This window comes from Lentilactobacillus farraginis DSM 18382 = JCM 14108 (assembly GCF_000583655.1).
Lineage (GTDB): Bacteria > Bacillota > Bacilli > Lactobacillales > Lactobacillaceae > Lentilactobacillus > Lentilactobacillus farraginis.
In genome coordinates, this window is sequence record NZ_BAKI01000060.1 from 1 (window position 1) to 10,895 (window position 10,895).

Below are 10,895 nucleotides of genomic sequence, written 5' to 3' on the forward strand. Positions count from 1 at the left end.
AAGAATGCCGAGGCCCATCAGTGGTAAAGTTCCCAGTATGACGACAATAACAACGCTGAGAGATTCAGTTATTGAAAGGTTAATCTGCCAGGTCAATCTGCCGACCAGCTGCATAAGGATGATCGAGAGGATGTTAATTGCCGACATGACAATTCCGATCGATAAATAGTAGTATTTGGCACCCTTGGGTGTTAGGGACAGGGCTAAAATTAACTCCTGTTGCCGATCGCCCTGCATGATTTGACCCAGCCCAAACATCGCGTTGATTAGGACACTGTAGACAATCATGCTGCCGAGATACTGTTTGGCGAAGACCAGCTCTTGGGCAGCGGTTCCTGAAACCAACACCTTAGTGAACAGAACGTAAAACCCGATCGGCATTAAAATTGTGAAAAAAGAATAGCTGAAATTTCGCAGAAAAATTCGTTTAGTATTGAAACTGATCTGATAACCAAGTGTTTTCATTTTGAAAGCCCTCCTTTATTGGTCATTTCCAGAAAAATTGATTCCAGTGATTCCCGGGTGATCGTGATGTCATGCAATTGATCAATGAACGGCAAGAGCGCCTGCAAAGTTAGATCCGTGTCATTACTGAGTAACGTAATGCCGGCCGTTGTTTGATGAGCGGCGGTCACTGCCGATAAATGGGTGAACACTGATAATGCCAATGAGGTGGTGAAATGTAGCTGACCGTTGGTATGGTGACTTTGAAGGGCCTGCCAACTACCGACGTAACTGAATTGGCCGGTTTGAAGAATGGCAATTCGATCGGCGACCTTTTGAATTTCCTCCAGGTAATGACTGGTAATAATGATGGTAACGTTTTGCTGACGAAGGGTTTCAATGTAATCCCAGAAATTTTGCCGAGCCCCGGCATCCATGCCAACAGTTGGTTCATCCAGGAACAGTAATTGCGGGTTTGAGACGACGGCGCCGGCAAAGCTGACTTTTCGGCGCTGGCCGCCGGATAATTGGTTAATTAATCGATTTTTAATTTCTGTGAGGCCGAGCGCTTGAATAACCGCAGCAGGATTTTGGGGATGATCGGCCTGGCTCGCAAATAAGTTAACAAATTCGCTGACTTTAATGTTGTTAAGCTGCAAATCTTTTTGGGGCATGGTACTGATTTTGGCTTTAGCCAAGAGACTGCCGGGTTGACCACCAAAGACAGTAATGGCATGGTGGGACGAATGAAGAATGCCTTGAATCAGATGAAGCAGGGTGGTTTTCCCAGCACCGTTGGGACCAACCAACCCGAGGATTTCACCAGATTGAACCGTGAGATTGAGATTTTTAAGTACCGACTTTTTATCATAGGCGAATGATAGGTTGTTTAATTGAATAATGGCTGTCATAGGGCTCACTTCTTTTCTTAAGGATTACCGTTAGTATAGGCGGGTTACAAATTAGCGGGTAGTAAGGATTGTCACGAAGCAAAATGACAAATGTCATGGTTTGCCGTTATGAAAATAAAAAGCATTTCATTGTGATTCGTTTTCATGAGAAGTATAATGTAAGCGGATACAAAAATGAAAAGTGGAGGCGTTTATAATGGCAAAAAAAGTAGCATTTGTAACCGGCGGCGGTCAGGGAATTGGTGAAGCGATCGCTACCCGTTTGCATGATGATGGGTTTAAAGTTGCTGTCGCAGATTTGAATATTGATAATGCAAACAAGGTGGCTGCCAAACTGTCACCGGATGGCAGCGAAGCGGTTGGCGTCAAAGTCGATGTTTCGGATCGCGATTCAATGTTTTCAGCTGTTGATCAAGCCGTTGATAAACTGGGCGGCTTTGATGTTATTGTTAATAACGCCGGTCTGGGACCAACTACGCCTCTGGACACGATTACCCCGGATCAGTTCCGTCTGGTTTATGGTGTCAACGTCGGCGGTGTTCTTTGGGGTGCTCAAGCAGCCCACCAGGCTTTTAAGAAATTGGGTCATGGCGGTAAAATTATTAACGCAACTTCACAAGCCGGCGTTGTTGGTAATCCCAACCTGGCACTTTACTCCGGCACGAAGTTTGCTGTTCGGGGAATTACGCAGGTCTTGGCACGTGATTTGGCAGATGAAGGGATTAACGTAAATGCCTATGCGCCGGGGATCGTAAAAACGCCAATGATGTTTGACATTGCCCATCAAGTCGGCAAAAACGCCGGTAAGGATGACGAGTGGGGTATGCAGCAATTCGCCAAAGATATTGCTTTGAAGCGGTTATCCGAACCTGAAGATGTGGCGGCAGCCGTTTCATTCCTGGCCGGTAAGGATTCCAACTACATTACCGGTCAGACCATTATTGTTGATGGTGGCATGCAGTTCCATTAATTTATGAAGCTAATGGTAAATAGATAGAAGAGTCGGATCAGTTGTCCGACTTTTTTTATTTAAGTCGTAATTTTCAAAAATCAATATAATAATATTTCAAACTAAATTATGCCATATGTAAATAAAAAATAATCACGTTAAACCTCGTCGTTTCGGGGCTTTTAAGGGTTTTCCCTAATTTTATGAAAGCGCTATTTCACAAACTATCAGACGATGTTATATTGTTGTCAAGAATTCAATTAATGCTCAAGGGGTGGCTAAAATGTTAAAGGAAATTCACATGCCAAAATTAAGCCCAAAGTCCGATGATTACTTTTTCGGTGAATGGATCAAGAAACCGGGAGAATCGGTTAAGCAGGGTGACGTTTTATTTGAAGTAGAAACGGACAAAGTGATTAGTCAGGTGGAAAGTGAAGAAGACGGCATTTTAAAGGAACAAAAGGTTGCGACAGGCGATACTACCAAAGTGGGCGACCTAGTGGCAACTATTGAAGTTTCGGACCATTAAAAGGGGATTTTTAAAATGGAAAAGCAAGCAGCACCAAAGAAACCGGCATGGTTAAAAGTCACTTATGACCAAAAGAAAGTTGACCAGATGAACCAGCTGCTGTCCGGTTTGAAACTAAATACGGTTTGTGCGGAAGCAAATTGTCCCAACTTGGGTGAATGCTTCGGCAGCGGTACGGCATCGTTTATTATTTTGGGCCCCAACTGTACGCGGGCCTGTCGTTTCTGTGATATTCCCCATGGTCACCCCAAACCGGTTGACTTAATGGAACCATACCGGGTAGCCGAAGCTACTAAACGGTTGGGATTAAGCCACGTGGTTGTAACCAGTGTTGACCGGGATGACTTGCCTGATTTAGGTGCGGATCAATTTGTCAAAACGATTCATGAAATCAGACGATTAAATCCGGATACAACAATTGAAGTTTTGACACCGGACTTCCAAGGACGTGAAGACTGCCTGGACAAGGTTATCGCTGCTAAACCGGATGTCTTTAACCACAATATGGAAACCGTTCGCTCAATTACACCAAAAGTTCGTCATCGGGCAACTTATGACACGTCATTAAAAGTTTTGAAGTATGTAAAGGAACACGCGCCCAAGACAACTTTCGTTAAGACCGGTATCATGCTTGGACTGGGTGAAAAGGATGAAGAAGTCTATCAATTAATGGACGATCTGCGGGCTATTGACGTGGACTTCTTAACCATTGGTCAATACGTTCAACCGGGTCCCAAGAACTACCGGCTGCGTGAATGGGTACCAATGAAGCGCTATGCAACCTATTATCGGGAAGCCAAGAAGCGCGGCTTTAGATTTGTTGCCAGTTCACCACTTGTTCGAAGTTCGTACAAAGCCAAAGAAGAGCTGGAGGCAGTTTACGGAAAATGATTTATATACCCGTAACGTCAACCGACGTTTATCATAATTTTGCTTTGGAGTACTATTTGATGAGCGAAAAGCGTTTTCGGGAACCGGTTTTCTTACTATGGTCAACGACACCGACAGTAATGCTTGGAAAATACCAGGACGCAACAACTGAACTGAATTTAGCCAATGTAAAGCGTTACGGGGTGCACGTTGCCAGGCGTTATTCCGGTGGTGGGACGATTTATACCGACCAGGGTGGCTGCCAATTTACACTGATCTATCCGGACGAACACACCGAAATTGATTTTTCGGTTGGTTTAAGGCTAATTAAAACGGCGCTTAATCAGATCGGCATTCAGGCTGCTAATGACAGTCGGAATGATCTGGTGGTTGCCGGCCGGAAAGTTTCCGGAAGTGCCCAGTATGTCACGCCTGGATATAAGCTGCATCACGGCAGCCTGTTGTTTGATTCGAATTTGGCCACGATGGCAGCTGTATTGAAAGTAGATCCGGTCAAGCTGAAAGCCAAGCGAATCGCGTCAGTTCACCAGCGAACAATTAATTTAAAAGAACAGCAGCCCAATTGGTCAGCGCAGGAGTTTAAGGATTATCTGCGCCAGGCGGTTGTATCGCTTCAACAAGCTGAAACGTATCAGCTAACGCCGGCGGACGAAGCACGGATTTTAGGAATCAGCAGTCAGCGGTTTGCCAATCCCGACTTTATCTACGGTAAGCGGTCCCGCTTGGCACATACGGGCAAACGTTACTTTCAGGGCGGCGGTCTGGCAAGGATTAGTTATTCCCTCGACAATCAGCGCTTGACGGCGGTTCACCTGTCAGGTGATTTCTTCAGTAACTTGGATACAGGCCGCTTTGAGCAGGCACTGGTTGGCACGAAATATGATCGATCAGCGGTCTTAAAAATAATTGATGCGCAACTGGCGATAACGCCGATTATGGGAATCAGTGCTAATCAGCTGACCGGGTTGATTTTTGATTAAAAAATGGTTTATTAAATAATGACCACGGTCTATTTTCGATAACATCATCAAAAGTCGGGGCATTTTCCCGACTTTTTGCGTTGCTGACCTGTGTTCGCCTCCCTTTCTGTTTGGAATCGTGGTGGGTGATATGTTACGCTTTAATTGGTAGACAAATATGATTGGAGATGTTTCATAATGGACGGATTAGAGTCAACAATTACCCTGAATAATGGTGTTAAGATGCCGCGATTGGGGCTCGGTGTTTGGAAGACGGATAATCGCACATCTCGGGATTCAGTTGCCGCAGCCATTCGAAACGGTTATCGATCAATTGATACAGCCAGACAATATGGCAATGAGCAGGGGACCGGTGCCGGCATCAAGCTTGGGTTGGAACAGGCGGGCCTGAAGCGTTCCGATTTGTTTGTAACCACCAAGCTGTACAATGGTGAACAAGGTAATTACGAACAGGTAGCCAAAGCATTTAATCATCAACTGCAGGACTTGGGGTTGGACTACGTTGATTTGTACTTGATGCATTGGCCGGTAGACGCAACCTACATTGAAAGCTACCATGCCATGGAACGACTGTATCACGAAGGCAAGATCCGAGCCATCGGGGTTTCCAATTTTGACAATGACCGGATGGAAAAGCTGCTTGAGGAAGCTGAGATCGTCCCAGCGGTTAACCAGATGGAGTTTAATCCAACCAATCAGGAACCGGATATTTTGGAGTTTGATCGCAGTCACAGTATTGAAATGACAGCCTGGTCACCATTGGGCGGCGGCGAAGCGCTAAACAATCCGGTGATCGACGCGTTAGCCAAAAAGTATGATCGATCCGCGGCTCAAATTATTTTGCGCTGGGAGTGGCAGCGAGACATCATCACGGTCGTTAAATCAACTCATGAAAAGCGGATTATTCAAAACAGTCAAATTTTTGACTTCTCGCTCAGTGATGAGGATGTTAAGAAGATTAACGAATTGGATCAGGGTAAACGCGGCCTTTGGTACGATGATTTTCAATGGCATAATCCAAACGGCTCGGTTGGTAACGGCATTGATCAGTGGCCAGATACCAAAAAGTAGTTAATGATACTGATCGGTTTGTTTGATTTATATAAAATATGAATATAAAAATATACCACCAACATAAACTCAAGTTATTGTTGGTGGCTTTTTAATGTTTGGTAAAACCACTTTGAACCCCTGGACTTAAAAGAAGTGAAAAGGTGGCCGCGGCTGGGACTGTCCAAGTCAGCGAATGAATGAAAAGAACCCACCAACTTTGAAAGGGATGGTCAAACCAATGAAAAATAAGCTCAACGGCAAAACCAATACTGATGATAATAAACGAGTTCCAGCTGATAAAGGCTAAGGTATTCTGATTAATAATCTTTTGAAATCGATATAAGCAGGGATGCTTCTTTAAAGATAAAGAAGGTTGGCCGGGAGTAATTGGTTGCTTGGCTGACCCCAAGCTAACAAGAAGCGCTATAAATAGCGGACCCCCGAGATGTGCACGGCCAACCAACGCCCAAAGACTCGGGCTTTTAGGCAAAATTGACATGGCCTCGCAACCATATCTGAAAATAATGGCAGTCGTGGTGAAAATAACGGTAAGGTAAACACAGCGAAAAGTTGTTGACGTATCTTTGAAATAATTAATTTTTTGAAATAAATGATGTTGGTCAGCCAATTAAGTCACCTCATATCATGTTTACTAATTGGTAACAACCTATCAGATTTTATTTTTTATTTCAATAACTTTTCGAGAAGATTGGCTTGAGATGCCTGGCGTTATCGTAACTTTCGCTGACTAAAAAAAGAATCTGCTTTTCACTGACTGGATGGTTATTGACTGCCCAGTCATTTAGAAGTATGCTTGAAGCGAATTTTAAAAGAAGGCTACCTGATAAGGGTTGAGAGGTGTTGAATCATGGTTGATGAACCGATTTTGGAAATCAAAGATTTAAAAAAGAAGTTTGGCAAATTTCAGGCTTTAAAAGCAGTTAATTTACAACTACACAAGGGGGAAGTTTTGGGCTTTATTGGTCCAAATGGTGCCGGCAAGTCGACAACCATTCGGATTATTTTAGGACTGATTAAGGCGTCGGGTGGTTCGGCAACGGTGTTTGGCCAACCTGCTTGGCGACAAGCCGTTTCGATCCATCGAAACTTGGCATACGTCCCCGGAGATGTATATTTGTGGCCGAATCTCACGGGCGGTCAAACAATTGATTTATTGCTGCACATGTCTGGACAAAAGCACACAGCGACAACCGATGCCTTGATTAAAGAGTTTAAGTTGGATACCAGCAAGAAGAACCGGACTTATTCCAAGGGGAATCGACAAAAGGTCGCTTTGATTGCGGCTTTTTCGACAGATGTGGCACTGTACATCTTTGATGAACCGACTTCAGGGCTGGATCCGCTAAATGAAATCATCTTTCAGCAGCATGTTGCCGCGTTAAAAAAAGCCGGCAAGAGCGTGTTACTATCCAGCCACATTCTTTCCGAAGTTGAAAAAATGTGTGATACCATCGCTATTATTCGTGATGGTCGGGTAATTGAATCCGGTTCACTGGAATCAATGCAGCATTTGACCCGAAATATGGTGGCTGTTAAAACCAGAGAACCCGCCGATGATTTACGAACCATTTCCGGTGTCCACCAACTGGTTTACACTGATGATGCCCATACAGCAGCTGAATTTAGTGTTGATTCGGATCAAATTGGGCTGGTCATGGCCCGACTTGCCAATAAGGGAATTATCCGATTAAAGACGACCCCACCGACACTGGAAGATTTATTTTTACGCTACTATCAGTCAGCGGGTCATCTAAAAGCAGGTGAGTAAAATGGCACAATATACACAAACGTTAATGCTGCTTAAAGCAAATTTAAAACGGGATTGGCTTAAAATCGTGATATGGTTAATCGGCTTAGCTGGTTTATTTGTCGCCGTTGCCGCAAAGTTTGAAGGAATTTATGGGACGGCCGGTCAAATTGCGACTATTGCCCAAACATTAAAGTCCCAAGCAATGGTCTCGCTTTTTGGTCCGTTGATAGCAACGCATTTAAATACAGCCATCATTTTTGCGTCTGAAATGATGGTTTTCTGGGGCATCTTTATGGTGATTTTTAATTTTTCACTTTCAGTAGGCGCTACTCGCAGCCAGGAAGAATCCGGCTTAACCGAAATGATATTGGGTGGTCATCCGGTGGGGCGATTAGCACCGCTTGGAGCAGCAGCTTTGGAACTATTGATTGCCAATGGACTGTTTGTCTTTATTACCGGTGCTGGCATGATGGCAGCTGACATGCCCGGCAGTCAGTTAATTGGCAACTGGCTGTTTGCTTTAACATTGGGAGCTGTTGGCTTATTGTTTGGGGTTATCTCGCTTGTTTTCGCTCAATTGGTTGCTGACAGCCATAATGTTAGTCTGTATAATTACGCCTTCTTTGGCATTGCCTATTTAATTCGAATGATGACGGACGTTGCCAATCCGGACTTTACCTGGCTGTCACCGTTTGGTTGGATTGAGAAAGTCGGCATTTATACGAAAAATAATTGGCTGCCGGTCATTCTCATGGTTGGCTTAAGTATTCTGGCGTTTGGCGGCGCAACTTTGTTGAACCGTAACCGGGATATTGGTACTGGTGTTGTTCAAGTACGTGGCGGCCGGCAGACAAGTCGATTCCTTTATGGACCGGCAACCTTACTGATTTGGAACCAAAAGGCCACCAGTCTCTTTTGGATTGTCGGCATGGCCGTTCTGGGTGCCAGTTACGGGTCGGTTTTTAACAGCATTGGTAAGATTGTTAATGAGTCGCCGGTTGTTCGGCAGGTAATTGGCCAAAGCGGCGTTCAACATTTGGCACGCAATCAGTTGCTTTCTTTTATTGGTATTTTGGGTATCATTTTTGGTGTTCTGGCAGTAATTGGCGGTGCAATGGTGATTACCCGGCTTTATACGGCAGAACGGCGGGGATACTTGCAATTAATTCAAACTAAGCCGCTTCGTCGTAGCGCTCTGTTGGGAACATACACACTTTATGGTTTCAGTTTGGCAGTCGTTATTCTGCTGGTTGCCTGATGGCCACCATGGGTGCGGGTAACGCTGTGTTGAAGCAACCATTGGCGGTTAAGTTTTTCTGGCGGACGTTTATGGCAATGCTGCCGCCGCTAATCTTATTTATCGGCTTTCTGATTGCTTTGATTGGTGTTTTGCCAAAGTGGCACTCACTGGTCTGGGGATTACTGGGCGCTGCTTTTGTTATTTCGTATTTTGGGCGGCTGATTAAGTTACCGACTTGGGCGATGAAGGTATCCCCATTTTACTGGTTTCGAGAAGTGCCGCTTCATCACATTGCCGGTACGCCGGTGATTTGGATGCTGGGGATGGCTGCTGTTTTGATAGTAATCGGCATGGTCGGATACTGTCGGCGTGATTTTGAAAATTAAAATGGAGGTTTGAGATGACGAAACGCTTATCAAGAGATCCACAAAAAGAAAAAGCCATTCTTAAGGCTGCCATTGCTGCCTTTGGGGTTGACGGCTACCGAGCCGGCACAGATAAAATTGCAGCGGCAGCCAACGTTTCCAAGGGATCAGTCTTCAGGTATTTTGATAGTAAGCAGAAATTGTATGTCGCGGCGGTTCATCAGCCATGGCGACTTTGACGGCGGTTGCCGACCTGGATGTTTGGACAGCTTCGGATGACTTGGTCAGCATGATTATTCGGGCAACCAAATATAAGACAGAATTGTCCCACCAATATCCGCATGAATTTGCATTGCTTACCCGGGTTTACGCGCATGATGAACAGGTTCCTGAAAAGCTTAGAACCGAGGCGTTCTCAATTTTAAATACTTGGGCACAGCAGGCCCAAAGCATGATTATAAACCAAGTGGTAGATAAGCTGTCGTTGAGACCGGAACTCGATAAAAAATTAGTTAAGCGCTTTCTGTCAATTACGATTCAGGAAATCTCAAGACAGATCCAAAGTTATTTTGAACAGCATCCGGAGATTAAACGGATGGAAGACATGACGGAGATTGTTAATCAGGTGAAAACCTACATGGATATTCTGGAACACGGCATTGTAAAATGAATCAGCGCCGGGGCAGAAAGGGCTGTCTCGGCGCTGATTTTACGTGATTAATTACTTTAAAATAAGCAGATTATTCTTCTTCTGATTTAATCTGAGCAGCTTCATAACGTTCGGCCGCTGTCTTCAATGCAATTTCAAAAGGAATTTTAGCGTGTTGGTTAAAGGTTGCGTAGGTAAGCCCATGGGCTTTGGCAAGGTCGATTGCCAAGTTGGAGTCTCGATGACTGACATAGTGAAGCGCAATAATCAGCATATCGGCGTCTTCAACCATCGCTTCAAACCGTTCCCGATCAATCGAGTCGACCTCGGTTAACGTTGCGTTGTAGGCGTCGGTTACGCGGCGCAGGTTGTCGGCATAGACACTGTCACCAACCAACAGGACGGTTTTGCCGGTAACAATCGGAACGATTTCCGGATAATTTGGTGTCCACGGCTTGGGTGTATTACCAGCTGATTTCTTGGCTTTATCCGATTTAACCTCGGCTGGGGTTTCAACTGTTTCGTCAGGGTGAATCCAAACAATTTTAATAGTTCCGGGATTACTTTCGTACCAACTGACGTCTACTATTTGGCCGATTTGAAGATTGTATTTTTCAATTTCTTCACTGGTTGGAACGTATGGCAAGGCCCCCATTTCAAAAGCAGTGGTACCGTCGATATTACCGTCACCGGTTGGGTTATCGACCTCCAAATGGCCGTTTCGTTCAACAATTTCACCCGTATAAAATTTAATGCCGGCGTCATCCAGCGTTTTGCCGCTGTGTTTAACCACGTTGACCGTGATTTTGCCGTCTTCAAAGTTGGTAGTTGCCAGATCACCATCCGAAAGCCATAACGGCGGACAATTTCTTCATTAACATATTTTGTGCCAATATTAGCACCGGAAAGATGTAGTCGAACCGGAAAGGCTTTAGCGGCATCGATTTTTCTGAGAAGCGCTTTTCTTAAATCTTCGTGATCCTGTAAATAATCCCAAAGTTGATCAATTGTAATAGAAGAATCTAATTGTTGCAGTGAAGTTACTTTATTATCCTGAGTTTCTTTTTGTAGACTATTAAGCTGGTCCTGAAGTTCTGATATTTTATTAAGTAA

At 44.6% G+C, this 10,895-nt stretch carries 11 protein-coding genes and 2 pseudogenes; 9 read left to right on the plus strand and 4 right to left on the minus strand.

Going from position 1 to position 10,895, the window contains the following annotated elements; translation table 11 throughout:
- Both JCM14108_RS12840 and JCM14108_RS12845 read right to left on the minus strand, forming a co-directional pair.
- A pseudogene (locus JCM14108_RS12840) lies at positions 1–465 on the minus strand (ABC transporter permease); the annotation flags it as partial.
- Positions 462–1,355, minus strand: coding sequence for an ABC transporter ATP-binding protein (locus tag JCM14108_RS12845; protein WP_035181330.1), 894 nt, complete (start codon positions 1,353–1,355; stop codon positions 462–464). The gene JCM14108_RS12845 and the pseudogene JCM14108_RS12840, both read right to left, overlap by 4 nt.
- 196 nt (positions 1,356–1,551) lie before the next feature.
- On the opposite strand from JCM14108_RS12845, the gene JCM14108_RS12850 reads away from it, so the two are divergent.
- The 5 genes from JCM14108_RS12850 (at position 1,552) to JCM14108_RS12870 (ending at position 5,775) form a co-directional block, all read left to right on the plus strand.
- Positions 1,552–2,325, plus strand: coding sequence for a (S)-acetoin forming diacetyl reductase (locus JCM14108_RS12850; protein ID WP_035181332.1), 774 nt, complete (start codon positions 1,552–1,554; stop codon positions 2,323–2,325).
- 262 nt (positions 2,326–2,587) lie between these two features.
- A complete protein-coding gene (locus JCM14108_RS12855; RefSeq protein ID WP_035181333.1) occupies positions 2,588–2,833 on the plus strand; it encodes a biotin/lipoyl-containing protein in 246 nt (81 codons plus the stop codon).
- A gap of 15 nt (positions 2,834–2,848) precedes the next feature.
- Positions 2,849–3,724 carry a lipoyl synthase gene (lipA, locus tag JCM14108_RS12860; RefSeq protein ID WP_035181334.1) on the plus strand — a complete coding sequence of 292 codons (876 nt, stop codon included), beginning with the start codon at positions 2,849–2,851 and terminating at the stop codon, positions 3,722–3,724.
- On the plus strand, positions 3,721–4,704 hold the full coding sequence (gene lplA / locus JCM14108_RS12865) for a lipoate--protein ligase (RefSeq protein WP_035181336.1): 984 nt from the start codon (positions 3,721–3,723) through the stop codon (positions 4,702–4,704). Before lipA ends, lplA begins: the two co-directional genes overlap by 4 nt.
- Before the next feature lie 177 nt (positions 4,705–4,881).
- On the plus strand, positions 4,882–5,775 hold the full coding sequence (locus JCM14108_RS12870; RefSeq protein ID WP_035181337.1) for an aldo/keto reductase: 894 nt from the start codon (positions 4,882–4,884) through the stop codon (positions 5,773–5,775).
- A gap of 91 nt (positions 5,776–5,866) precedes the next feature.
- On the opposite strand, the gene JCM14108_RS14175 is transcribed toward JCM14108_RS12870, so the two are convergent.
- Positions 5,867–6,385: a hypothetical protein gene (locus tag JCM14108_RS14175; RefSeq protein ID WP_051996202.1), complete on the minus strand. Its 519-nt coding sequence runs from the start codon at positions 6,383–6,385 to the stop codon at positions 5,867–5,869.
- Positions 6,386–6,625: 240 nt separating this feature from the next.
- Between JCM14108_RS14175 and JCM14108_RS12880 the strand changes: the two genes are divergently transcribed.
- The 4 genes and pseudogenes from JCM14108_RS12880 (at position 6,626) to JCM14108_RS12890 (ending at position 9,803) form a co-directional block, all read left to right on the plus strand.
- Positions 6,626–7,546 carry an ABC transporter ATP-binding protein gene (locus JCM14108_RS12880; RefSeq protein WP_035181338.1) on the plus strand — a complete coding sequence of 307 codons (921 nt, stop codon included), beginning with the start codon at positions 6,626–6,628 and terminating at the stop codon, positions 7,544–7,546.
- Between the two features lie 733 nt (positions 7,547–8,279).
- Positions 8,280–9,154 (plus strand): annotated as a pseudogene (locus JCM14108_RS16295) (efflux permease Rv1217c-related protein).
- Between the two features lie 14 nt (positions 9,155–9,168).
- The gene (locus JCM14108_RS15625) at positions 9,169–9,372 is read left to right on the plus strand and encodes a helix-turn-helix domain-containing protein (RefSeq protein WP_237745836.1); all 204 of its coding nucleotides are present in this window, start codon (positions 9,169–9,171) and stop codon (positions 9,370–9,372) included.
- A complete protein-coding gene (locus JCM14108_RS12890; protein WP_237745837.1) occupies positions 9,360–9,803 on the plus strand; it encodes a hypothetical protein in 444 nt (147 codons plus the stop codon). The genes JCM14108_RS15625 and JCM14108_RS12890 overlap by 13 nt, the downstream gene beginning before the upstream one ends.
- Positions 9,804–9,873: 70 nt before the next feature.
- Here the strand turns inward: JCM14108_RS12890 and JCM14108_RS15630 are convergent, their stop codons facing one another.
- A complete protein-coding gene (locus JCM14108_RS15630) occupies positions 9,874–10,494 on the minus strand; it encodes a DUF2325 domain-containing protein (RefSeq protein WP_237745838.1) in 621 nt (206 codons plus the stop codon).
- Positions 10,495–10,895 lie beyond the last annotated feature (401 nt).